Annotated in this window: 21 protein-coding genes; 10 read left to right on the top strand and 11 right to left on the bottom strand. The window is 68.1% G+C overall.

Annotated features, from left to right (window positions below; genetic code table 11):
- Positions 1-170 precede the first annotated feature (170 nt).
- From GOAMR_RS13680 to GOAMR_RS13640, 8 genes are all read right to left on the bottom strand, one after another.
- Positions 171-986, bottom strand: coding sequence for a serine hydrolase (locus tag GOAMR_RS13680; RefSeq protein ID WP_005188716.1), 816 nt, complete (start codon positions 984-986; stop codon positions 171-173).
- Positions 983-2,068: a C45 family autoproteolytic acyltransferase/hydrolase gene (locus GOAMR_RS13675; RefSeq protein WP_211599624.1), complete on the bottom strand. Its 1,086-nt coding sequence runs from the start codon at positions 2,066-2,068 to the stop codon at positions 983-985. The genes GOAMR_RS13680 and GOAMR_RS13675 overlap by 4 nt, the downstream gene beginning before the upstream one ends.
- A 17-nt stretch (positions 2,069-2,085) precedes the next feature.
- Positions 2,086-3,897 carry a serine hydrolase gene (locus GOAMR_RS25370; RefSeq protein ID WP_211599623.1) on the bottom strand — a complete coding sequence of 604 codons (1,812 nt, stop codon included), beginning with the start codon at positions 3,895-3,897 and terminating at the stop codon, positions 2,086-2,088.
- A 26-nt stretch (positions 3,898-3,923) separates the two neighbouring features.
- On the bottom strand, positions 3,924-5,579 hold the full coding sequence (locus GOAMR_RS13660) for an ABC transporter ATP-binding protein (protein WP_005188709.1): 1,656 nt from the start codon (positions 5,577-5,579) through the stop codon (positions 3,924-3,926).
- A gap of 4 nt (positions 5,580-5,583) precedes the next feature.
- Positions 5,584-6,519, bottom strand: coding sequence for an ABC transporter permease (locus GOAMR_RS13655; RefSeq protein WP_005188706.1), 936 nt, complete (start codon positions 6,517-6,519; stop codon positions 5,584-5,586).
- On the bottom strand, positions 6,519-7,568 hold the full coding sequence (locus GOAMR_RS13650; RefSeq protein WP_005188704.1) for an ABC transporter permease: 1,050 nt from the start codon (positions 7,566-7,568) through the stop codon (positions 6,519-6,521). Before GOAMR_RS13650 ends, GOAMR_RS13655 begins: the two co-directional genes overlap by 1 nt.
- A gap of 19 nt (positions 7,569-7,587) precedes the next feature.
- Entirely contained in the window at positions 7,588-9,393 is a 1,806-nt protein-coding gene (locus GOAMR_RS13645) for an ABC transporter substrate-binding protein (protein WP_005188701.1), read from the bottom strand.
- A gap of 292 nt (positions 9,394-9,685) precedes the next feature.
- On the bottom strand, positions 9,686-10,822 hold the full coding sequence (locus GOAMR_RS13640; protein ID WP_005188698.1) for a M20/M25/M40 family metallo-hydrolase: 1,137 nt from the start codon (positions 10,820-10,822) through the stop codon (positions 9,686-9,688).
- Positions 10,823-10,958: 136 nt separating this feature from the next.
- Between GOAMR_RS13640 and GOAMR_RS23670 the strand changes: the two genes are divergently transcribed.
- Genes GOAMR_RS23670 through GOAMR_RS13605 form a run of 7 tightly spaced genes read left to right on the top strand, consistent with a single transcriptional unit; the run spans position 10,959 to position 17,908 of the window.
- On the top strand, positions 10,959-11,771 hold the full coding sequence (locus tag GOAMR_RS23670; RefSeq protein WP_005188695.1) for a hypothetical protein: 813 nt from the start codon (positions 10,959-10,961) through the stop codon (positions 11,769-11,771).
- Positions 11,768-12,496, top strand: a complete 729-nt coding sequence (locus GOAMR_RS13630) for a MurR/RpiR family transcriptional regulator (RefSeq protein ID WP_005188691.1) — start codon at positions 11,768-11,770, stop codon at positions 12,494-12,496. Before GOAMR_RS23670 ends, GOAMR_RS13630 begins: the two co-directional genes overlap by 4 nt.
- Positions 12,493-13,620 carry an o-succinylbenzoate synthase gene (gene menC / locus GOAMR_RS13625; RefSeq protein ID WP_005188688.1) on the top strand — a complete coding sequence of 376 codons (1,128 nt, stop codon included), beginning with the start codon at positions 12,493-12,495 and terminating at the stop codon, positions 13,618-13,620. The genes GOAMR_RS13630 and menC overlap by 4 nt, the downstream gene beginning before the upstream one ends.
- A 34-nt stretch (positions 13,621-13,654) precedes the next feature.
- Complete coding sequence (locus tag GOAMR_RS13620) at positions 13,655-14,539, top strand: aminotransferase class IV (protein WP_005188687.1); 885 nt, start codon at positions 13,655-13,657, stop codon at positions 14,537-14,539.
- Between the two features lie 8 nt (positions 14,540-14,547).
- Positions 14,548-15,696 (top strand): dipeptidase, encoded by a 1,149-nt coding sequence (locus GOAMR_RS13615; protein ID WP_005188683.1) that lies wholly within the window; start codon positions 14,548-14,550, stop codon positions 15,694-15,696.
- A gap of 2 nt (positions 15,697-15,698) precedes the next feature.
- A complete protein-coding gene (locus GOAMR_RS13610) occupies positions 15,699-16,397 on the top strand; it encodes a type 1 glutamine amidotransferase (RefSeq protein WP_005188680.1) in 699 nt (232 codons plus the stop codon).
- Positions 16,394-17,908, top strand: a complete 1,515-nt coding sequence (locus GOAMR_RS13605; RefSeq protein ID WP_005188677.1) for a serine hydrolase domain-containing protein — start codon at positions 16,394-16,396, stop codon at positions 17,906-17,908. Before GOAMR_RS13610 ends, GOAMR_RS13605 begins: the two co-directional genes overlap by 4 nt.
- A 60-nt stretch (positions 17,909-17,968) precedes the next feature.
- On the opposite strand, the gene GOAMR_RS13600 is transcribed toward GOAMR_RS13605, so the two are convergent.
- Together GOAMR_RS13600 and GOAMR_RS13595 are read right to left on the bottom strand one after the other, a co-directional pair.
- Positions 17,969-18,820, bottom strand: a complete 852-nt coding sequence (locus tag GOAMR_RS13600; protein WP_040515256.1) for a carbon-nitrogen hydrolase family protein — start codon at positions 18,818-18,820, stop codon at positions 17,969-17,971.
- Positions 18,817-20,478, bottom strand: a complete 1,662-nt coding sequence (locus GOAMR_RS13595; protein ID WP_005188674.1) for a flavin monoamine oxidase family protein — start codon at positions 20,476-20,478, stop codon at positions 18,817-18,819. Before GOAMR_RS13595 ends, GOAMR_RS13600 begins: the two co-directional genes overlap by 4 nt.
- A 169-nt stretch (positions 20,479-20,647) precedes the next feature.
- Here GOAMR_RS13595 and GOAMR_RS13590 point away from each other — a divergent pair, with 169 nt between their 5' ends.
- Positions 20,648-21,769 (top strand): CaiB/BaiF CoA transferase family protein, encoded by a 1,122-nt coding sequence (locus GOAMR_RS13590; protein WP_005188673.1) that lies wholly within the window; start codon positions 20,648-20,650, stop codon positions 21,767-21,769.
- 45 nt (positions 21,770-21,814) lie between these two features.
- Positions 21,815-22,465 (top strand): NAD(P)-dependent oxidoreductase, encoded by a 651-nt coding sequence (locus tag GOAMR_RS13585; protein ID WP_005188666.1) that lies wholly within the window; start codon positions 21,815-21,817, stop codon positions 22,463-22,465.
- 64 nt (positions 22,466-22,529) lie between these two features.
- Here the strand turns inward: GOAMR_RS13585 and GOAMR_RS23665 are convergent, their stop codons facing one another.
- Positions 22,530-23,387 (bottom strand): DUF1707 SHOCT-like domain-containing protein, encoded by an 858-nt coding sequence (locus tag GOAMR_RS23665; protein ID WP_005188662.1) that lies wholly within the window; start codon positions 23,385-23,387, stop codon positions 22,530-22,532.
- Between the two features lie 283 nt (positions 23,388-23,670).
- Here GOAMR_RS23665 and GOAMR_RS13575 point away from each other — a divergent pair, with 283 nt between their 5' ends.
- Positions 23,671-24,624, top strand: a complete 954-nt coding sequence (locus GOAMR_RS13575; protein WP_005188657.1) for an HNH endonuclease — start codon at positions 23,671-23,673, stop codon at positions 24,622-24,624.
- Positions 24,625-24,700 lie beyond the last annotated feature (76 nt).

Genomic DNA, 24,700 nt, shown 5'->3' with positions numbered 1-24,700 from the left:
CTCCTCGAACCTCCACCGGTTGGGTGCCCACCGCCGGTTGAGGTGTGAGGAGCGCTAGCGACGAGCCTCGAAACCCGGTGAGACGACAACGTTCTCTCACCGGGTTTCGAGGCACCTCGCCTAGCGGCTCGTCGCACCTCAACCAGCGCAGGAGGATGCCGAACGAAGGGTCAGGCGAAACCGAGTTCGGCGCGGAGTACGTCCCCGGCCGCGCGCATGGCGGCGAGGACATCGTCACGCACATCGGCGCCCGAATCCCAGTTGGCCAGTACCGCATAGGCGATGCGCCGCGTCTGTGACATGACCACGCCGATGTCGGCGCGCACCGTGGAGATGGTTCCGGTCTTGTTCCACAACCAGATTCCGCGGTCGAAGTAGTAGTGCGCGAGCGGGTCGAGGCCGAACGCGGAGGCGACCATCGACAGGTCCATGCCGGCACCGAGCCAGCGCCGCAGGGTTTCGGCCGACGCGTGGGACAGATCGGCCCCGGTGGCCAGCCGGGCACAGAACCGGACCAGTTCGCGGGCGGTGCCGTGCGACAGCATGCCGGGTGCGCCCGGCGGAATAGGCCAGCGGACAACATCATTCAGTCCGGAGTCGTGGTAACCCAGGTCGCGGGTGTGCTCCTGGACGGCGTCGAGGCCGACGACCCGCGCCAGCGTGTTGGTGGCGGCGTTGTCGCTGACGGCCCCGATCAGCGCGGCCACGTCGTAGAGCGTCAGGGTGTCGGCGTGCAGCAGATACCAGAGACCGGAGTTGTCCATCCACTCGACGGGCCTGCGGGTGACGGTGTCCTCCAATGACCGTGTGCCCGCGTCGACTTCGGTGAGCAGCCGGTGCAGGAGGAAGACCTTCCCGATACTGGCGGTGTCGCACACCCGGTCGGCGTCGAGTTCGAACAGTTCACGGCCACTGTCGATGTCGACGGCCAGTGCCGACCAGCGCACCCCGACGACCGAACACAACCGGTCGGCGAGCGAGGTCATGCGGTCACCACCGGAGCCGCCCGGCGTCCGCGGGCGAACGCGGCCAGGTCGCCCTCCCATTCGTCGCCGTGCCCGCGCACCAGCACCCTGCCCCGTGCGGTGTCGACGACGGTGGTGGCGTAGGTGTACAGGTGCTCCTCGGTGTTCAGCACCCCCGGCGCCCGCAGTGCGCTCATCACGTCGGCGGCCGTCGCCGCCCGCACCGATCCGGCCTCCAACAGTGCTCCGCGGCCACGGCTTTCGGCCAGCCAGCGGTCGTCGTCGGGGATGCCGCGGGTGCCGTCGGGCACCAGGCACGGATGGTTGACGTGCCGCAGTGGGATCGCAGCGGTCTCGGCTCGGGCTGCGGCCACCCGCCCGGACACGTTCTCGATGACATCGGCCCGCCCGCCGGGTTCGTCAATCATGTTGAACGCGAACGCACCCGCGCACGGCACGTCAGTGAGCGCGGCACGGGCGGCGGCGCCGTCGGTCTGCCGCTGAGCGTGCCGGGCGACCAGATGGCGGCCCGCACCGCCGAGATTCGGCACGGCGGTGGGCAGGTGGTCCATCCCGAAGCTGAGTCCCGCCGAGGTGGTGACGAACGAGTTGGCCGGCAACATGCCGGGATACCACAGCACCGTGACGCAGGGGTCGCCGTCGATGTCGAGGGTGATCAGCCGGATCAGCTCCCGCACCTCGGCGTCGCCGTCCTCGTTGTGCCCCAACAGGACTCCCCCGTCGGCAGCCAGGCCCGCCAGGTCCGAGCAGCCGGTGCCGTCGCGGCCGAGGTCACCGCGCAGGTTGAGCACCCACAGGTCCCGTTCGGGGATGCCGGCGCCGTCGGCGAGCGCGGCGAGTTCGGCCGATTCGGTGGGCAGCAGCCGCTTGCTTGAGGCGACGATCGCGTCGAACCGCTGCGCGGCGAAACCGTCGGCGTATTCGATGAGACCCGACCACGATCCGCCGACGAGGGCCCGCCACGCCATAATGGCGTCGGAGTGCTCGTCGCCGAGCGCCCGCATCACGTCGATCCGTTCACCCCGGAACACGGTCCAGTCGAGCCCGGACACCGCGCCCGGACGCTCAACGGTCACACTCACTCCCACCGCTCCTGTTCTCACCCGCGCCCGGTGACCCGCGCCCGGATCCGTTCGCCGATGGTGTCCATCGCACCGAGCACCGACGACCTCATGTCGTGTCCGGAGGCGACGTCGTCGTCCCAGTTCGCGGCCACCGCGTAGGCGACGCGCCCGGTGGGCCCGGCCACATGTCCGACGTCGATCCGGGCGGTGTCGATGGTACCGGTCTTGTGCCGCAGCACGACCCCGTCCTCGACGGGATCGACATGGGCGAGCGGGTCCAGGCGCATACCGCCCGCGACCATCGACGTGTCCGCGCCGGCGGCCAGCCACTCCAGCACCCGCGCCCGCACCCCCGGCGTCAGGATCGTTGCCTCGCAACTCTCCTCTGTGTCCCCCTCACCCAGACGGCGCATCAGGTCGGCCAGTTCGGCACCGGTACCGCAGGAGGCGGTCCACGGCATGCCCGGCAACCGTTCGGACCGGATGTAGTCGACGAGGGTGGTATCGCGGTAGCCGAGCGCGGGCGCGACGGCGCGCACCGCGTCGAGACCGCACAGGTGGATCAGGGCGTTCGTGGCGAGGTTGTCGCTGACCGCCCCCACCAGCAGGGCGGCGTCGGCGATCGCGACGTCATGCCAGGCCATCATGTGCAGCAGCCCCGAGTCGCGCACGTGCAGCTCCGGTGGCACCGTGATGCGCTGCTCCGGCGACAGTTCGCCGCTCTCCAGCCGCCGGGCGACCTCGATGAGCAGGAAGATCTTGCCGATGCTCGCGGTCTTGCACAGCACGTCCGGGGTGTGTTCGGCGAGCACGGCGCCGTCGGCGGCGTTGACGATCCGCACCGACCACCGCGCACGGGTATCCAACGGGGGCAACAGGAACGGGGCCGTGGGGGCGTCGGGCAGAGCGCCGACGGTGAGCGTGGGCCGGCCGTCGCCGGTGGCGTCGAGAATCGCGCCGACGTTCAGCGGCACGCTCAGCGCGTCCGGGTCGTGCCCGAAGCCCTGCTGCCACAGCACCGGCACCCCGAGTCCGGACAGGTATCGGTCCATCACCTCACGCACGGCGGCCGGGTCACCGCAGTCGCGCCAGGACCCGAGCACGACGGCCCCGGCGGCGGCGAGCCGTCCCGACCTGTCGAGCTGCACGAGCAGATTGTCGAGCCGGTACGGCTCCTCATCGACGTCCTCGAGCAACAGCAGCTCACCGGACCGGGCGGCGGCCTCCGGGCTGCCGACGCCCGCGGCGAGCAATGACAGTGTGCCCCCGCCGAGCCGACCCGCGGCACGGCCGGCGACCATCGTCTCGGTGGCGGGGCCGATCAGGTCGCGTCCGCGCCACGGCTCGAACAGCCACCGCCGCACGTCGGCGCGGATCGTCGGCGATGTGTCGAAGTCGTCGGTGGCGGGCATCGGGCAGAACAGCGTCGGTACGTCCAGGTGCAGGGCGAATGCCTCGTGCAGCGCGGTGATGTCGCTCGATCCGGCCAGCAGCGTCGGCCTGCCGTCGCGCCGGGCGGTGCCGTCCCGCAGTAGCGCCCAGTCGAGAGCGTCGAGCAGACGCATCGAACCGAATCCGCCGCGCGCGCACAGCACCACGTCGACGTCCGGGTCGGTCCACGCCGCCACCAGGTCGGCGCGGCGCGGCCCGTCGGACGCCGAGAGGTACGCCACCGACGGATGCCCGGCGAGCACGTGCTCGCCGACGCTCACCTCGCACCCCCAGCCGCGGCAGTACCGCACGGCCCGATCGAGTTGTTCGGCGGTCACCGGCCCGGCCGGGGCGATGATCCGCACGTGATCACCCGCGACGATCGGCGCGGTGTCGAGATAGGCGAGCCGGTACACCCCTGCGACCGTACCCGCGCCGCCCGTCAAGATTCCGCGGGGGCGATCTTGGGTACCGAGTCGAGCAGGGTGCGGGTATACGGGTGTTTCGGTTCCAGCAGCACCTGCTCGGTGGGTCCGTGCTCGATGATGCGGCCCTCGTTGATCACCGCGACGGTGTCGGCGATGTTCCAGGCCAGACCCAGATCGTGGGTGATGATCAGCGCGCTCACCCCGAGCCGGTCCCGCAGCGAGAGCATCAGCGACAGGATCTCCCCGCGCACCGATGCGTCCAGCGAGGCCACCGGCTCGTCGGCCACGAGGATCTCCGGCCCGGTCACCAGCGCACCGGCGATCACCACGCGCTGGCGCTGCCCACCCGACATCTCCTGCGGGATCGCCCCGAGATAGTTCTCTGCGGGCAACAGTTCGGCCTCTTCGAGCGCTTCGATGACGCGGGCGCGTTCGTCGCCCGGGTACTTCTGCACCCGCAAGCCCTCGGCGACCGACTCGTACACGCTGAGCTTCGGGTTCAATGCCGCGGACGGGTCCTGGAATACCATCTGCACCTTCTTGCGGAAGGCACGCACGTCTTTGCCCCTGGTGGGCAGGTCCTCACCGCGGAATTGCACCACCGAACCGGAGTCCACCGGCTGCAAACCCATCATGGCCCTCGCCAACGTGGTTTTGCCCGAACCGGATTGGCCCACCAAGGCCACGATCTCGCCCTTGCGGACCACCATGTCGACATCGTGCAGCACGTGCAGCGCCGCCGACCCGCTGCCGAAGGTGACGTTCACCCCGCGCGCCTCGAGCAGGATCTCCTCGGACATCTCGATACGCTCGCCCACCGGTGGCCGGTCGGGGCGCCCGCGCCGGGTCACCGGCTTCATCCGGGACTCCGGGTCGCCGATCGTCGGGAACGCCGCCGCCAGTTGCTGGGTGTACGGCTCGGCGGGGCTGGTGCAGATGGTGTACGCATCGCCGACCTCGACGAGTTCGCCACCCTTCATCACGGCGATCCGCTCGCACGCGGTGGCCAGCACCGACAGGTCGTGACTGATCATCAGCAGCGAGATGCCGCGTTCGGTGACCAGCCGGTTGATCATGTCCAGGATCTGCTTCTGGACGATCACGTCGAGCGCGGTGGTCGGTTCGTCGGCGATGATGATGTCCGGTTCGCACGCCAGCGCCATGGCGATCATCGCGCGCTGCTTCTGTCCGCCCGACAGCTCGTGCGGGTAGGCCCTCGCCTTGGCCGGAGTGAGATCGACGACCCTGAGCAGTTCGGCCACCCGGTCCTTGCGGCCCTGCTCGGTGCGCCACTTGTCGGTGACGTGCAGTTCGAGTGCCTCGGTGATCTGCTGGCCGATGGTGCGCACCGGGTTGAGCGAGTGCATCGCGCCCTGGAACACGATCGATGCCTGGGCCCACCGCACCGCCCGCAGCTGCCCCCACGTCAGGTCGTTGACGTCGGTGTCTCCGATGGTCACCGTGCCGGTGAGCACCGACGACTTCGGCAGCAGCCGCAGCACGCTGGAGATCAGCGTCGACTTGCCGGACCCGGATTCGCCGGCGATCCCGAGAGTGCCGCCGGCGGGCAGGGTGAGGCTGATGTTCTTGACCGCGTACACCTCGCCGCGGTCGTTGCGTCCCGAGGTGCGGTACATGATCGAGACGTCGTCGAAAACGAGATCGGGCATTGCGCTACCTGCTTCTGAGGGTCGGGTTGAGGATGACCTCCACGGTCCGGCCGATCATGGTGAACGCCATCACCACCGCGACGATCGCCAGACCGGGCGCCATGATGTACCACCAGTACCCACTGGTCGCCGCCGAATCGCTGAGTGCGTTCTGCAGCACGGTGCCCCACGACTGCTTGGTCGCATCGCCCAGGCCGAGGAACGACAGCGTCGATTCGGAGATGATGGCCGAGCCGACGGTCAGGGTCGTGTTGGCCAGCACCAGCGGCAGCACCCCCGGCAACAGGTGCTTGACGATGACGTGCCAGTGGCCGGCACCCAGGACCCGGGAGCGGTCGACGTAGTCGCGCGCCGATACGGTGAGCGTCTGCGCCCGCACCACCCGGGCGGTGCCCGCCCACGAGGTGAGGCCGATCGCGATGACGATGGTGAACACGCCCCGGTCGAGGACCGCGGCCAGCACGATCGCCAGGATCAGCGACGGAATGACCAGGAAGAAGTCGACGATCCGCATCAGGATCGCGCCGAACCACCCGGTGAAGTAGCCGACGGCGATACCGACGATGGTGCCGATGATCATCGACATCGCGGTGGCCGCGAAGCCCACGAGCAGCGAGATGCGCGCACCCCACACCAGCCGGACTCCGATGTCGCGGCGCAGGCCGTCGGTACCGAGCGGGTGATCCCAGGACGGTGGCCCGAACTTGGGCTGATGTCCGAGGGTGGTCACATCCAGCAGGTGATCGGGTGCGATGACCGGGGCCAGGAAGGCCAGCACGATCACGATGAGCAGGAAGATCAGCCCGGCCATGCCGGATTTACTCTTGCGGAACTCGTTCCAGAACTCCCGCATCCCGGCGAGCCGGCGCGACCAGATCATCGCCCGCGGCGACCGGCCCGCTTTCGGGCCGTCCGGAGCGGCGGAACTCGATGCGGTCATCAGCGTCTCACTCTCGGGTCGAGGACTCGGTAGACGAAGTCCGCGGCGAGATTCATCAGGATGATGATCGCCGAGAACACCACGAAGGTGCCTTGCAGCAGCGGCAGGTCGGGACCGGAGATCGCCTCGTAGGTGAGCTTGCCCAGTCCCGGCCACGAGAACACGGTCTCGACGGTCACCGCACCGGCGATGAGGCCGCCGATGTGCATGAACACCAGGGTCACCGTCGGCAGCAGCGCGTTGGGTACGGCGTGCCGGCTGCGCACCAGATCCTCGCGCAGCCCCTTGGCGCGCGCGGTGTTCAGGTAGTCCGCGCTCATCTCCTCGATCAGCGAGGTCCGCATCACGATGACGTACTGGGCGTACACCACCGCGACCATGGTGACCACCGGCAGGGTCATGTGCGAGACGACGTCGAGGAAGGTCTGCCACGCCCCGTCCGGCGGCGACGGGCTGTGCATGCCGCCGGTCGGGAACCAGTGCAGCGATCCGCCGAACACCATCAGCAGCAGCAGGCCGAGCCAGAAGGTGGGCACCGACCACAGCAGCAGCGACGTGCCCGAGGTGATCTTGTCGAACCAGGATCCACGCTTCCACGCGGCCCGCTGACCGAGCCACAATCCGAGCACGATCGCCAGGGTGGCGGCGGTACCGGTGAGCAGGATGGTGTTCCAGAAGTATTCGCCGATCAGGCTCGACACCGACTGCTGGTACACGTAGCTGGTGCCGAACTTGAAGGTGAAGATGTCGCCGAGGTAGTCCCAGAACTGGGCGATCAGCGACTTGTCCAGACCGAGCTGATGTCGCAGCGCGTCGATCTGTTCCTGGCTCATCGCCCGTTCCTTGGCCTGTTTGGCCACGGGGTCGCCGGGCAGGATCTTGAAGGCGAAGAACCCGACGAGGATGACCATGATCAGCGAGATGAGCGCGCCACCGATCTTGGTCAGGGCGTAGCGGTATATCGATGATCCGCGGGGCGGTTCGTCGATGTCCTTGCCCGGTTCGGATCCCGGACTCACCGGGAGTATCTGGGCGGGGTCGGCGGTCACGACTGGCTCCTTCCCGCTCTCACTCGGTCGTGTCCAGGTCACGCCGGCGCATGACCAGGTAGACGGCGCCGCCACCGATGGCCGCGGCGAAGACGGCCACGACAAGGATGACCCCGGTGTTGTAGCTTGAGCTGCCACCACCGCCGGAGCCCGACGCGGGCCGCGCGGACAGGAAGCCCCAGTAGCCGGCCTGGTTCGCGATGATGCCGCCGTCGCTGGGCTGCAGCCCGAAATCGTCGAACCGGTCCGAGCGGTAGGCCTCCAGCATGTCCGGGTACCACAGGGCGATCTGCGGTGTGGCGGTGTAGTTCATCTCCTGCATCTGGCGGACGATGTCGATGCGCTGCTTCTCGTCCATCGCCGACCGCTGCGCGGCGAACAGTCTGTCGAACTCGGGATCGCAGTAGCCGTCCTGCGAGGTGCCGCCGTTGCCGTCGGTGGTGAGCGCCCGGTTACCGCAGGTGTTGATGCCGAGTTGGTAGTCGGGATCGGGGTTGGTGCTCCAGCCGGTGAAGTACATGTCGTAGTTGCCTGCGATGCTGTCGGCGCTGACGGTGTCCGCGTCAGTGGCCTTGATCTGCAGGTCGATACCGATGGCCTTCATCCACGGCCGCAGATATTCGGCCGACTTGGTGTTCTGGGCCTCGCCGGAGTCGATGAGCAGGCGCAGGCTCAGCCGTTTGCCGTCCTTGTGCCGGATCCCGCCCGGACCGACCGTCCAGCCCGCCGCGTCGAGCTTGCGCTTGGCGGCTTCGGGGTCGTACTTCATCAGGACCGAAGAGTCGTCGGGCAGGTGCCACTTGTCGAAGGCCTTGGGCAGGAAGCTGGTGGCCAACTCGCCCTTGCCGTCGATCACGTTCTGCATCAACGACTTCGAGTCGATGCCCTGCCGGATCGCCTGCCGGACGTTGACGTCCTGCAGGGCCGGGTTGCCGTTGCCGAAGGGCTTGCCGTCGCGGGTTTCCATCCCGACGTTGATGCTGATGGAGAAGTAGCGCCGGTTGTGGCCCTCATGGGTGGTCACGTTCTGCGCGTTCTGCAGCGCGTCGAACTGGGTGGTGCTGAGCTGGGTGGCAAAGTCGACGTCACCGGCGCGCAACGCCTGCACCTGGGCGTCGGAGTTGGTGTAGTAGATGTACTGCAGCCCGCCGATCTTGGGTTCTCCGCGCCAGAAGTTCTTGTTGGCCGTGAGGTTGATGCGCTGGCTGGCTTTGTAGTCGGTGAGCACGAACGGGCCGGAACCGACAAGGTTCTTGTCGTTGGGGTAGTCGGCGGGGTTCTTGATCTTCTCCCACACGTGCTTGGGAACGATCGGGATCTCGGCGCCCGGGTTGGGTGCCTGCGGCGACTTCATGTTGATGACGACGGTCTTGTCGTCGGGGGTCTCCACGGAGGCGAAGTTGGTGATGAGGTTGCCGTTGGCCTCGCCGAGTTCGGGAACGGTCATCATCTGGTCGTAGGTGTATTTGACGTCGGCCGAGGTGATCGGCTGGTCGTCGGACCATTTCAGTCCGTCCTGCAGCGTGAACACCCACTGACGGCCGCCCTGTTTGGTCTCCCAGTGGTCGGCCAGACCCTTGGTGGGTGATCCGTCCTCCTGACTGTTCTGTACCAGCGACTCGTACATGTACCGGATCGAGTTGGTGGGCAGCAGGTAGATGGAGGTGAACGGATTGAAGCTGTCGACGAACCCCGCCGTGGCGATGCGCAGGATGGGCCCCGAGGAGTCCGCACGGGCGGCACCGACGCCGCCCACCGATCCCGTCAGGAGCGCGACCGCGGAGATCGCGACAGCCGAGCGCAATGCCCGGGAACCGAATTGCATGTGCGTTCTTCCTCTGTTCAGGACCGGACCGAGGCCAGTCATCCCCGCAAGGTCTGCTGCCAGAAATGATGTGGTCCGGCCCGGACATGCGCAACATATCCCGAAGAACTTAACCGGCACGAAACACCGGTAAAGCCACCCGAAATGCCGTCAATATGTCCGATTCGCCTATCCGCAACGGACTTCACGGTTCCGCACCACCAGCCAGCACACACATACCGCAGCAAAGATCCGTAACGGATCATCGCCCAGCGAACGGCCCGTCAGGGCTGTCGAGGAAACACTACGACCATCACGGTGAACGCAGGAGCAGTTCGAGTAAATCAATCCGCGAACGCAGTGACCGCAGCGAGGCGTGTTCGGTGACCGCGTGCGCGCCGCCGCCCGCCGGGCCGAATCCGTCGACCGTCGCGATCCCGAGGCTGCCGATCAGGTTGGTGTCACCCGCGCCGGCGGCGGGCCGGCCGTCGAGGCTCTGGCCGATGGTGGCGGCGGCGGCGGCGATCTCACCGAGCCAGCGGGTATCGGACGCCGACGGACTCCAGGAGGGACGGTGACTGAGGGTCTCGACGCCGAGCGCGGCACCGGGCCGGATCGGGCGCAACGCCCGCAAGCCCTCCAGCACGAGGCGCTCGGTCTCGGGGTCGACGAACCTGAGCCCGATCTCGGCCTCGGCGTGAGCGGGCACCACGTTGGCCGCGCTGCCGCCGCCGATGGTGCCCACATTGCACAGCACCTCCCCGGGCAGCGCCGGATCGGCCACGAGCTCGCGCACGGCGCCGAGCTGGTCGACGAGTTCGTCGATGGCGGAGATGCCGCCGCCGGGGTCGAGCGCGGCGTGCGAGGCCTTGCCGGTGACGACGAGCCGCAGCCTCGTGCTGCCCCGCCGGCCCACCTTGAGCGCTCCGTCGGGATGGGGTGACTCGAACCCGATGACCGCCGACACCCCGCGCGTGCATTCATCGATCAGCTGCCGCGACGCGGGTGAGCCGACCTCCTCGTCACACACCACCACGACGCGCACCGCCCGGTGGTCCCGGCCGCGCAACCGCTCTGCCGCGGACAGCATCACGACGAGCCCGCTCTTCATGTCGTAGACGCCGGGGCCGCGCACGGTGTCGCCGTCGACGACCCACGGCACGTCCCCGGTGAGCGTGCCGTGCGGCCACACCGTGTCGCAGTGTCCCACCAGCAGCACCGGGTCACCGGTGCCGGACAGTTCCGCGACCAGGTGCGGGCCCGAGGCGCTGTCGACGATCCGGACCTCGGCACCCACCGACCGCCACCACCCGGCGAGCACCGCGACGACCCGCGCGGCGGCACCGGAGTCGAGCGACGGCGTCTCGATCCGCACGAGTGCCTGCAGGCGTTCGAGATCGGTCATATTCTCGAAGTCACGGTCCCGGGCACTGCCGGAAGGGCTGTCCATGAGGTGGCCTCCACAGATTGTCAGGACACTTATGTATCCTATCTTGGTCTTGTGAGGGATATACTCGCAAGATATCGTTACTTTTACGATTCATATGTCCGTGAATCCCATGTCCCAGCCCCCGAGAGATCGTTCCGTGTCCACACCCGCCGCCGCACCACAGGTACGCACACTGCGCCGTTTCGAGGACTTCCAGGCGGCCGGCGAGCTGTACACGCGGGTCTTCGGCTACAGCCGGCCCGAGTTCGGGCTCAACCCCAACCTGCTGTCGGCGCTGGCACAGAACGGGGGGTCGGCGGTCGGCGCCTACACCGGGTCCGATCAGCTCGTCGGCTTCGCCTACGGTTTCGCCGGCCTCGACCACCACGGCCGATCGTTCCACTACTCGCAGGCCGCGGTCATCGACGACTCCTGTCAGGGCCGCGGGATCGGCCGCACCCTCAAGCTCGCCCAGCGTGACATCGCCCTGCGCTGGGGGCAGACCGCGATGCGCTGGACCTTCGATCCGCTGCTCGCCCGCAACGCGCACTTCAACTTCTGTTCCCTTGGCGCCGAGGGTGTGGCCTACGCACCCGACTACTACGGGCGCGAGGGCACCGACCGCATCGTCGTCGAATGGTCGTTGACCCGGGCGGCCGACGGTGATCCGTTCGCCTCGATCCGGCATCTGCCACCGCCCGCGCTCACCGAGTCCGACTGGGGCCACCCGATTCCGGCCGACGGCAGTCCGGCGGCCTTCGGCGGGCAGTGGCTGGCCCTGCCGGAGCGGGCCGGTGACGACCCCGGTTCGACGGTGAACACGCGGATCCGGGCGGCGGTGCGGGCGCTGCTGGACGACGGGCTGATACTGGTGTCATGTCATCGCACGCGGCCGACGACCGACGGGAACGCCCCCGCCCGAAACACGGCCACCGGAACCGCGGCCTATCTGGCGGTCCGGGCGCCATGACCGCATCCCACGACGACTCCTCTTCCCACGACGGCGCCTCTTCCCACAACGAGGACCCCCGGTTGTCCTCGCCCGGCGAGCGCTTCGGAGAGCGACTGCGCACCAACGCCTCCTCCGAACAGGTGCAGACCCGGGTCATGCAAGCCGAGACACGTTCCCTGGCTTTGACTTTCGAGGACCTCGCGGCCAGCGGCGCGGTGCCGCAGGCGGCCGCGGTGATCCTGGGTGCCCGCCGCCGGTACATCACCGGTGAAGGCAAGTCCGCGATGTACGCAGGGCTGCTCAGCGCCGATCTGTCGGCGACGCTGTCCAACGTGTTCCTCATCGACGGGCACGCCCTGACCCCGCTGACGGTGCTGACCGATGTGCGTGACAAGGACCTGCTGATCGCGTTCTCGCTGCGCCGCTATCGCCGCGAGACCACCAAGCTGGGCGAACTGTTTCGCGCCGCGGGCGGCAAACTGGTGCTGGTCACCGACAGCGACGACGCCCCCCTCACCCCGCTGGCCGACGCGACGATCCGGGTCCGCACCGACAGCGCCTCGTACGCCGACTCCCCCACCGCGATGGCCGCCGTCTGCCATCTGCTCAGCACGTTGACCACCGCGAGCGCCAAGGGTGCGCGCCGGCGGCTGACCATCCGCGACGAACTCGCCACCGCCCTGGACCTCTACCAGCCCCACACACCCACCCCCCACACACCAGAGAAGGGGACACATCCATGAGGCTCGAACGGCTCCGCATCTTCGAGGTGCGGCTGCATCTGGTGCACAGTTTCCAGACCAGTTCGCACCGCAAGTCCGGCCTCACCCATCTGCTCGTCGCGGCCACCGACGCCGACGGCCGCACCGGCTGGGGCGAGATCGCCTCCCCCGCCGACCCGTACTACTGCTCGGAGACGACGGAAACGGCCTTCGACATCGCCATCGACTATCTCGTGCCGCGCGCCCTCGACACCGAGTGGGAGACACCCGCCGAGCTGGAGGCGAGTTGGGCCAAGATCCGTGGGCACGAATTCGCCAAGGCCGGATTCTCCGGTGCCGCATGGGATCTGTACGCCCGCACCACCGAAACCCCGCTGGCGGCGGCGCTCGGCGGCACCCGCTCCGAGGTGGTGGCCGGGGTGTCGCTCGGCATCGAACCCACCATCGACGATCTGCTCGTGCAGGTGCAGCACCAAGTCGACGCCGGCTACCGGCGGGTCAAGCTCAAAATCGCACCGGGCTGGGACACCGAACCCGTCGCCGCGGTACGCGCCGCACACCCGGGCCTCGACCTGCACGTCGACGCCAACGGCGCCTACCCCGACGACGACGCGTCGGCCAAGGTGTTCACCACCCTCGACGACGCCGAGTTGACGATGATCGAGCAACCTTACGCACCAAGGGATTTCGTCGCCCACTCGCGCCTGCAGAGCAGGATCGGCACCCCCGTCTGCCTGGACGAGTCGGTGGTGGACGTGCACGACCTGCACACGATGATCGCGATGAAGGCCGGCCGGGTGCTCAACATCAAGGTGTCCCGGATGGGTGGCCTGACGGTGGCGCGGGAGGCCCACGACGTGGCCACCGACGCGGGAATCCCGGTGTGGTGCGGCGGGATGCACGAGTTCGGGGTGGGCCGCGCCGCCAACGTCGCCATCTCGTCGCTGCCCGGATTCACCCTGCCCTCGGACGTGTCGGGGTCGGACAAGTACTACGCCCGCGACGTCATCACACCGCCGGTGATTGCCCACGACGGCGTCGTCACCGTCCCCACCGGGCCCGGCATCGGCCACGAGGTCGACATGCACTGGGTGGAGCAGAACACCCTGCGCGGCTTCGACAGCAGCGACGACGACGCCGCCTGACCCCGGCACTCGACACACCGGAAAGAAACACCGCATGCAGCCACTCACCCTGTACGTCCTCGACCTGTCCCGGCCCGCCGGCGACGACCCCGACGCCGTCATCACGCGGCGCGAGGTCACCGACGCCGTGCTGCGCACCGACGACCTCGGGGTGACCCGCGGCGACGGGATCTTCGAGACGATCCTCGTGCACCACGGGTTGCCGCAGGCGATGGACCCGCATCTCGACCGCTTCGCCCGATCGGCGGCCATGATGGATCTGCCCGTCCCCGAACGGGAGTTGTGGCGTCGCGCCGTCGAGGTCACCGCCGCCGAGATGGCACCGCACGCCCCGTTCGCGGCGGTCAAGTTCGTGATGACGCGCGGGGTCGAAACCGAGGAGATCCCCACCGGTTTCGCGTACGGTTTCGTCCCCGACGACCCCACCCGGGCCCGGCTCGACGGGATCGACGTGGTACTGCTCGATCGTGGCTACCGGCACGACGTCAGCGAGACCTCACCGTGGCTGCTGCAGGGCGCCAAGACCCTCGCCTACGCGATCAACAAGGCGGCGCTGCGGGAGGCGGCCCGGCGCGGCGCCCACGACGTCATCTTCGTCAGCTCAGACGGCTACGTCCTCGAAGGCCCCAACTCGACGCTGATCGCCCGGATCGACAGCACTTACGTCACCATCCCCACCTCGCTCGGCGTGCTGCCCGGCACCACGCAGGGCGACGTGTTCGCCGCCCTCGATCTCGTCGGTGCGCAGACCCGGGTGGGCGAGCTGTTTCCCGCCGACCTGAGCCGCGCCGACGCGATGTGGCTGTGCTCCTCGACCCGTGGCGCTGCACCGGTCCGCAGCCTCGACGGCACGCCGGTTGCCGTCGACCATGACGTGACCGCGATGATGAACGACGCCCTCGGGGCGCGCGAGAGGTGACGGCGCCGATGATTCCGGTGATCGACGGCCACAACGATCTGGCGTGGGCATGCCGGGAGACCCGCGCCTACCATGTCGACGGGCTCGACGGCCCGGTCCCCCACCTGCACACCGACATTCCGCGTCTGCACGCCGGCGGGGTGCGCGGCCAGTTCTGGTCGGTGTGGGTTGATCCGGTGTTGCGGGGTGCCGAGCAGGTGACGGCAACGCTGGAACAGATCGATTTCGTGCACCGGCTCGTCGACGCTTTTCCGAAGCATCTGGCGGTGGCCCGCACCGCCGACGATGTGCGCCGGGTGATGGCGTCGGGCCGGATCGCGTCGCTGCTCGGCGTGGAGGGCGGCGCACAGATCGACGGTTCGCTCGCGGTGCTGCGCGCCTACGCGCGGGCGGGTGTGCGGTATATGACGCTCACCTGGTCGCGCACCATCGACTGGGCGGACTCGGCCACCGACGAGGCGCGGCACGGCGGGCTGTCGGACTTCGGCAGGCAGGTGGTGCGGGAGATGAACCGCATCGGCATGCTCGTGGACATCGCGCACGTCGCACCCACCACGATGCGTCACGCGCTGGAGGTCTCCGAACGCCCGCTCATCACCTCGCATTCGGGTGCGCGGGCGTTGTGCGATCACCCCCGGAACGTACCCGACGACGTGCTGACGAGCATCGGCGCGGCGGGCGGTGTGGCGATGGTGGCGTTCGTGCCGTCGTTCCTGACCGACGCGCGGCGCGACTGGGTGAACGCGGGCGAGCACGGCGACCCGCCACCGGTCGGGATCGCCGATGTGGCAGATCATCTCGACCACATCCGAGAGGTCGCCGGTATCGGGGCGGTGGGTCTGGGCGCCGACTACGACGGCACCGACGCCATGCCCGACGGTCTCGGCGACGTCGGCGGCTATCAGCGACTGCTCGGCGAACTGCGCGGCCGCGGCTGGTCGGAGGCCGACCTGGTTGCCGCCGCCCACACCAACATCCTGCGCGTGCTCGAGGTCGCCGACGCCGACCACGCCCGGTTCCTCGCCGGTGCGGCGGACCTCCCCGGCGAGGCCGCCTTCGTCCCCGCCGTCGACGTGGCGGGCCGGCACGCCGCCGAATCAAGCTCCGCCGGTATGCGTCCGGCGAACACTTCCCCGAGAGAACAGGTGGGCACATAGTCGTGAGTACCGTTCTGGTCATCATCAACGCCGCCACGTCGCCGCCGCGGCGCATGGCGGGCTGGCTCGCCGACGCCGGGCTCGACGTGGTCACCGTCCACGCACCGGACGGGGTGCCCGACTCCCTGTCCGGTGTCGACGGACTGGTGATGCTGGGCGGCGGATTCATGCCCGACGAGTTCGATCGCGCCCCGTGGCTCCGCGCCGAGCGCGAACTGGCGGCCCGCGCCGTCGACGCCGACCTGCCCACCTTCGGAATCTGTTTGGGCGGGCAGCTTCTCGCCGACATCGCGGGCGGCGAGGTACGCAAGTCATTCGGTCCGGTCGAACGCGGCGCCGTCGAGATCCTGCCGACCACGGCCGGCACCGGCGACCCGGTGCTGGCCACGCTCGGTGCCGGTGCACCGATGATCGAGAACCACGAGGACATGATCACCCGGCTGCCTGCCGATGCGGTACTGCTCGCGTCCTCGGACGCTGTTGCGAATCAGGCCTTCCGGCTCGGCGAGCACGTCCGCGGCGTCCAGTTCCATCCCGAGGTCGCCGCCGAGGACCTGCGTGAATGGGAGGATGCGGCACTCGCCGGTGAGGGCTACTCGCTGGATGAGCTGATCGACGGCGCACGCCGCGTCGACGCCGACAACACCGTCGCCGCACGGCGGATGACGGATGCCTTCGCGGCCGAGGTCCTCGGCCGGTGACCGGCGACACGATGATCGGGCAGGTCGCCGACACCGCCTTGACGTCCATGCTGGACAGCGGTGCGCTGCGGGTGGCCCCGGCCGCCGTCGCCGCCGTCACCTACGCCGGGCGGGTGGTGGCCGCGCACACGCACGGCGAACCGCGCCGCGACGGTGCCGCCACCACGGCGCGCACAGTGTTCCGGATCGCGTCGATGTCCAAGTCGTTCCTCGCGGCGACGGCACTGTCGCTCGCCGAAGACGGGACCCTGGATCTGCATGCCCGTGCCCGCACCCTCGTCCCCGAACTATCCTCCGCCCGTTACGGTTCCGAGCAGATCGACCCGACACTCGACGACCTGCTGTGCAACCGGGCGGGCCTGGCGGAGGACAATCCGTGGGGCGATGAGCACCTGGGCGAATCCCGCGAGTGGCTGACCGGCGTTCTCACCGACGGTCTGCGGCTGCCGATCACCCCCGGCACCGAATACCGCTACTCCAATCTCGGTATCGCCCTGGTGGGCCGGGCGATCGAGGTGCTGACCGGGCGATCGGTGTTCGACGTTGTGCGCGAACGCATCCTGGAACCCCTGGGGCTGGCGGACACCCGCAACGAGGCGTCGTCGTATCCGGCGGATGCCGACCTGGCATACGGCTTCCGGACGTTCGACGGCGGTGCGACTTTCGCGCCCGAACCCTTTCTGGCCTCGGGTGCGCTGGGCTGTATCGGCGACCTGTTCAGCACGGTCGGCGACATCGCCACCTGGATGGGATTCCTGGGCGCGGCGTTCGGCCCGTCCGGCACCGGCGAGGTGCTGTCGGCGGCGGCGCGGCGCCGGATGCAGACTCCCCGCACGGTCATCCCCACCACCAACCGGCACGCGGGAGACCGCGAACTCGACGGCGCCGGTTACGGTTACGGACTCGTCGTCGAGCTCGATCACCGTTTCGGCCGGGTGTGCGCACATTCGGGTTCGTTGCCCGGATTCGGCTCACACATGCGCTGGCATCCGGCGACTGGTTTCGGGGTGGTGGTGTTCGGCAACTCCGACGACTTCCCCGCCGCACGGGTGGCCACCGACATCCTCGCCGACGTACTGACCCGGCTGGACGCGCCGGCGGAGACCATCAGGCCGTGGCCGGAAACCCTTGCCGCGGCCGAAGAACTGGACTCCATCGTCCGAGGCAGGCGCCCCATCGCGGCTGCGGCGGGGCTGTTCACCCGCAATGTCCTGCGTGATATACCCGTCGAGGTCCGGGAACGCCGCCTGTCCGAGGCGCTGTCGGCCACCGGGTCGATCGTCGACGACGGCCGCGACTTCACCGAACGCATCGTGTCAGCGTCCGATCCGGCGCACCTGCGGTGGTCGATCCAGTGCCAGCGCGGCGCGCTGCTCTGTGATATCGACTTGATCGGCCTCAATACCCCACTGGTCCAACGGTTCTCGATGTCAGTGGCCGACGCCGGCGGCCGCAAACCCGAGGGCGAACCGTCGTTGGTCACCGACCACTACCGCGTGGTCGCCGGGTAGCGGCGGCATATTCTCAGGCCCCGCCGTCGACGAGACGGGGGCGTGCCAGCCGATGCCGGGTCAGTGGACGTCGCGGTTGACGTCGTCGAGGTAGCAGAACTGGCCGCGTGCGCGTTTGATGTCGGTGCGGACGATCGTCGCGGTGACGAGGTCGGGTGCCCCGCCCCTGTCGGCCACCGACATACCGGTGGGTCCGAGGATGGTGCTCAGCCCGCCGTACGTGATGTCACCTTCGGTGCCGACGCCGTTGGCGTAGGCGAGGAACACCTGGTTCTCCAGCGCCCGGGCCGGCAGCAGCACCCGCTGCACGTCGTTGTACTGGGCCATATTGGCGGTGGGCACGCAGACGAGATCGGCACCGCGTGCCGCCAGCGAGCGAGCCATCTCGGGAAACTCGACCTCGTAGCAGATCAGCAGACCGATATGCCAGCCACCGAATTCGATCACCGGCGCCCGATCGGCGCCGGCGGTGAACATCTCCCGATCGAGCTCGCCGAACAAATGCGTCTTGTGATGGCTGCCCAGATGGGTGCCGGTGGCGTCGACCAGGCGCGCGGTGTTGTAGACCGAGCCGTCGTCGGCGATCTCGGCGCAGCCGTAGACGACGGCGACGCCATGCTTGGCGCACATGTGCGACACCGCGTCCGCGACAGAACCGTCGACGGGCGGAACGGTCATGTCCCGCAGCGCCGGGTCGGCCCGCAGGCGCGCGGCCTCTGCCCCGACGTTGTATCCGCCGACGAACATCTCGGGGGTGACCAGCAGCTCGACGGTGCCCGCGACCTCCGCCATCTTGGCGTCCAGACGCTCCAGGTTCTCGGCGACGGTGTGATCGCCCAGCAACGACTCGACCGGGGGCAGCGGCTCGCACTGCCACAGGGCGATGGTCAACGTCTCGGGCACGGCACTCATTCTCCGATGTCGATGGGACCCAACCGAGCGTACACGTCGCCCGGCCCCGGGTTATCGGGTGATGTGCGGCCACCGAAATGCGAAAGAACACCCCACACGGCATTCAAACCGGTCTGGACAGCCCCCTCCACCCAGGCTGGCATGAACGATACATCATCGCCGGCGATGAAGATCCCACGCTCGGCGTCGGGAAGCCTTTCCTGGCCGTGAAAATGCCCGTACATCCGGGTGTTGTACCGATAATGCCCGGGTAATGCGCCTTTGAACGCGCCGAGAAAGTGCGGCTCGTCCTCCCATGACACAGTCAAAGGCCGCCCCACGATATGACTTTCAATATCCACGTTCGGATAGATTTTTCGTAATGCTGACAAAGCCAATTCAACACGTCGTTCCACCGGGTGCGGCAGAACTTTGAGCGCGTCGGACATCCAGCTGTAGGTGAGGCAGATCACCGCGGGCCGGTCGGGTCCGTTGTCGAAGAAATACGTGCCGCGGGTGAGCCTGTCGGTCAGTGTCATGCTCATCACGTCGCGGCCGGTATCCGGGTCGACGTCCTTCCAGAACGGCCGGTCCACCATCACGAACGTCTTGGACGATTGCATGTAGCGGGTCCGGTCCAGCGCCATCCACATGTCCTGGCTGAACAGCGATTCGTCGCAGTCGATCTCCGTCGACAGCAGCCAGGCCTGGCAGGTCGCGACGACCGCCGGGTACACGTGCGCGTCTCCCCACCGGTCGGTGACCTCGATCCGGTCGGCACCCAGGCGCCGGATCCTGGCGACCCCCGCCCTCGGCACCCCGCGATGCAGCGAGGCCAGGCTCGTTCCGGCCGGCCAGTGCGCGATGTTCTCCGGCGCGTGCGACCACAGTCCGCGCGGCACCTGCTCGGAGCCGCCCTCGATCAGAAACTGGTCGGAGTCGCAGTTGGTGACCACCACCCGCAGAATCTCCAGCATCGAATTGGCGAAATCCGAATCCCAGCCGCCGGTACCGAATCCGACCTGCCCGAACAACTCCCGGTGCCGGTATGACAACGACCCGAATTCGTCGGAGGTGGCCAGGAAGTCGTAGAAGCTCCGGTCGTCCCACTCGCGAACGAGCTTGTTCCAGCGATCCTTGAGCGCGGCCGTATCGCGTGTCCGTATCGCGTCCTGCAGTTCGGTGAACCCGGCGATCCGTTCCAGCGCCGCATCCCACGCGTGCGCGATCTCCCGGTAGATCTCCGGCAGGTCGTCGAGGGTGCGGGCGTAGAGGGTCTCGCCACCGATGTCGATGACCGTCGACCCCGACGCCGGGGTGAGCGGATTGGGGAACGGCTGGGCGTTGAGCCCGAACATGTCGACGTAGTGGAAGAACGCCCGCGACGAGATCGGGAACCGCATGCCGCCGAGTTCGGCGATCTCCGGCTCCCCCGGCGCGAACGGCTCCGAACGCAGCCGGCCGCCGATCCGCTCGGCCTCGTACACCACCGGTTTCAGGCCGAGTTTCATCAGTTCGTAGGCGGCGACCATGCCCGCCATCCCGGCGCCGATCACCGCGACCTCCGAACCGAGCGCCTCGTCGGGCACGGTGCCCAGGCCCGCCGGATGGCGCAGCCAGTCGTCGTAGGCGAACGGGAAGTCGGGACCGAAAATTGTCACGGGTGCGTCGGCGGCCATGGCTGTGACGCTACCGGCGCACAGGTGCTTTCGCTGCCCTCGACGGCCCTTTGACGCATCGTTGCCGTGTTCGCGCCCCGGCTGAGAGACACTGTCCACCAGGGTCCTCAAAGTTCCCCGCCCGCCCGGCATCGATGGCCGGCACCGTCCCCGTCAGGAGTACCGCATCATGACAGCACACGCACTCGACGGCATCATCGTCGCCGATTTCAGCAGGGTCTTGGCCGGTCCGTACGCGACGATGCTGCTCGGCGACTTCGGCGCCGACATCATCAAGATCGAGCGTCCCGGATCAGGTGACGACACCCGGCATTGGGGTCCGCCGTACGACGCCGCCGGCGTGGCCACCTACTTCAACTCGGTGAACCGTAACAAGCGGTCGGTGGCGATCGACCTGGCGACCGATGCCGGGCGCGCTCAGGCCCGCGAGCTGGTGGCGGGTGCGGACGTCGTCGTCGAGAACTTCCGGCCCGGCACGATGGAGAAGCTGGGTCTGGGCTACGACGACCTGGCCCCGCTGCGGCCCGGCCTGATCTATTGCTCGATCACGGGCTTCGGCCATCACGGTGGTGCCGCCCTCCCCGGCTATGACCTGCTGGTGCAGGCGGTGGGCGGGTTGATGAGCGTCACCGGACCCGGCCCCGGCAGCCCGACCAAGGCGGGTGTCGCGCTGATCGATGTGCTCACCGGAATGCATGCCCTCAGCGGGATCCTGCTCGCCCTGCGGCACCGCGAGCGCACCGGTGAGGGCCAGCGCGTCGACGTCGACCTGTTGTCGGTGCTGCTGTCGTCCATGGTGAATCAGGCGTCGGGCTACCTGGGCGCGGGGGTGGTGCCGGGCATCATCGAGCAGAACCGGCATCCGAGCATCGCGCCGTACCAGACGTTCGGTACCGCCGACCGCCAGATCGCGATCGCCGTCGGCAACGACAAACAGTTCCGGGCTCTCGCGGGTGCGCTCACGCTGCCGGAGCTGGTCGCCGACGACCGGTTCACCACCAACGCACTGCGGGTGGCCAACCGGGATGCCTTGTGCGAGATCATCTCCGGTGCGCTTGCCGGGCACGGCGCCGACCACTGGTACACCGAACTCAACGCCGTGGGTGTGCCCGCCGGCCCGATCAACGACATGGCCGAGGCGTTCTCGTTCGCCGAGTCGCTGGGTCTGACACCGACGGTCGCCGTGCCGGGCAGCGCCACGCGGCAGGTCGCCGACCCGATCGGGTTGTCGGTCACCCCACCCACCTACCGCTGCGGGCCGCCGCCGCTCGGTGGACACGCCGCCGACTGACCTGCACCCGGAATACCGGTACGCCGCGGGGTCGTTACACGACCCATGAGCACATCAATCGCAGTTTTCGGAGGAACCGGCTACGCCGGCGGCAACATCGTCGCCGAGGCGGCCAAGCGTGGCTATGCCGTCACCTCGTACAGCCGTAACGGGGCGCCCGCCGAGCCGGTGCCCGGCGTGACCTACGAGAAGGGGTCGCTGGCCGATCCGCAAACCCTCGACAAGGCCGCGACCGACGCGGACGTGCTGGTGGTGGCGGTGCACGGCGCCGATGTCGACGGCAAACCGCTGTCGGCGTACGTTCCGCAGCTCACCGACGCCGCGACCGGCCACAACACGCGCCTCGGCGTCGTCGGCGGTGCCGGCAGCGCGCTCGTCGCCGAGGGCGGACCCCGCCTGGTGGACACCCCCGAGTTCCTCGACGAATGGAAGCCCGAAGCACTCTCGCATGCCGACGTGCTCGAGGCCCTGCGCACCAGCCCTGATAGCCTCGACTGGTTCTACGTCTCCCCTGCCGCGCTGTTCGGTTCGTTCGCCCCCGGTGAGACCACCGGCGCGTACCGCACCGGCGGCGACGTGCTGGTCACCAAGGAGGACGGCAGCTCGGAGATCTCCGGCACCGACTACGCGCTCGCGTTCGTCGACGAGATCGACAAGCGCAACCATGTGCGCCGGCGTTTCACCACCGGCCACTGAGCCGACCCCATGCGAGAAGAACCCCGCCCACCCGGGCGGGGTTCTTCTCGTTCAGGGCCGCTGTTCAGCACCCCCAGCCGCAGCGGTGCACGCCCTTGATCGTGCCGTCGAGCCTGGCCACCAAGTGTGAATCGATGCTGATGTCGTTGACCCCGATCCACACCTCGCCACCGTCGGCGCCGCCGATCGTGACCCGGTAGCCGGCGTCGGAGGTCTGCACGCCGAGCTTCTCCGGCGATTGGGCGATCAGGTCGGCTATCTTGCCGACGTCGAGGTCGGCGAGGTCGACCGTCTCACCGTTGTCCGAACCGACGGACGTACCGCCGTAGGTCTGCGGATCGTGGAACTCACCGCCGAGTGAGTACTGATAGCGGACGCTGCCGACCGAGGACGACTTGTCGTACACGTACACCTCCGCACTGTCGGGATACAGGTGCATTCCCTCGATGACGGTGGTGCCGAACCTGTTCCGGGTCGCCTCGATGACCTCGCGGATCGCGTCGGCGGTGTACATCACCGGCGCGGGCGCCGACGTCGTCGGGATCCCCGGTGCATCACCGGCAGTCGGTACCACCACGGGCGTCGGCAGCGGAACCGTGGAGTCGTCGCCGGAATCGCGGTGGATCACCGCCACGGCCACGACGGCCATCAGACCCGACACCACCGATGCCGCGAGCGCGATCAGCGTCCACCTGAGCCGGCGGTCCTTAGTGGGCCGCAGCCGCAACGGCACCGGGCGCGACCGCTGCAGGTCGGCGGTGAGCACGTGTAGATCGCCGAGCGAGACCGCCTGCCGCGCCTGGTCGACGCGCTCGCGGTGCTCCTCGCCGGTCAGCTGCCCGTCCGCGTGAGCGTCGTCGATCACCGCCATCACCGCCACGCGGTCGACGTCCCGTGCCCGAGTGCTGCCGGCGCCACTCATGCTTTCGACCGTACGCCACCAGGCCGACGGGCAGACTCCACGCGGCGAGCACACGGCCAGTGCTAGCACCCAGTGCTAGCGTTTTCTATGCCCGCTCTGCACATGGTGCCACCACGATCGTCGCCGACAACGAACGGCATTTCATCCGCTTCACGGACCTGATCACCATCGAAGGCCTCGTCGCCGACGGACGGTCTTTAGGTACTCGGCTGAAGCAGCCGAACCCCACACACGGCAATCCCCTATCGCTAGACTTCGTCCCAACGCAGATAGGGGTGAGCTGATGAGGGCCTATGTCGGGGTTACCGATCGCGACTGGTACCGGCTCCTGCTCGCCGACGGTCCCCACCACGACGAGGTCAATTTCTGGTTCCCGAGCGCGAATATGGGATTCCAAGCACTGAGCCCCGGCCAGCCATTTGTGTTCAAGACTCACGTGGAGCGAAATCACCCCGAGATCAGCAACAGGCTCGTCGGCGTCGGGCTGTTCTCGGGTTTCGCTCGGTCGACAATCAAGGAAGCATGGGAGCTATTAGGCCATGCAAATGGTGTCGATTCTCTCAAATCATTGCGGATGCGAATCGAGCACTATGCTCGCAGACCCATCACAAGATTCGAGGATCCGCTGATCGGCTGCGTCTTTCTCCAGAATGTCGTCTTCTTCCAAGAATCTGAAACCCTACCAGCGCCAACCGATTTTGCACCAAGTCTGGTGCGCGGCCGAAAGTACGACCTCACAGAGATCAACTCAGGGCACTCAGTCATCGAAGCCCTGCTTCGGTATCAACTGCTCGCACCGAGTTCGGACCCTCGGACACAGGTACTCTCGGAGGCTACGCAAGGCAGTCCCACACTGACGGTTCCGCGAATCGGACAGCAGGCATTCAAAGCCGTGATCGCCGAAACCTACAACCACCGGTGTGCTGTCACCGGTGACAAGGTTCGCCCAGTTCTGGAAGCAGCACATATCTTGCCGGTGGCATCAGGTGGTATCCATCGCGTCGATAACGGACTTCTTCTGCGTTCGGATGTTCACACTTTGTTCGATCGTGGTTACCTCGGCGTCGACTTCCAACACCGGTTACGCGTCAGCCCCGCCCTACGTGAGCAGTTCGGCAACGGCGACTGGTTCTACCAGCGCGCCGGTACCAAAATCGACGTACCCGCCAAACGCGCAGACCGCCCGGCGAAAGAATTCCTCGAGTGGCACAACGACGAGGTGTTCCTGTCCGCGTGAATCCTTCGCCCACCGTGAGTTCCATACAGCTTACCGTTGTCGCAGTGGCCGATTCCCAGGATGATGCCTGTGGCAA

Source organism: Gordonia amarae NBRC 15530 (assembly GCF_000241345.1).
Classification (GTDB): Bacteria; Actinomycetota; Actinomycetes; order Mycobacteriales; family Mycobacteriaceae; genus Gordonia; species Gordonia amarae.
Note: the sequence above shows the minus strand (reverse complement) of the source record. Positions and strands in the feature narration are given on the sequence as shown.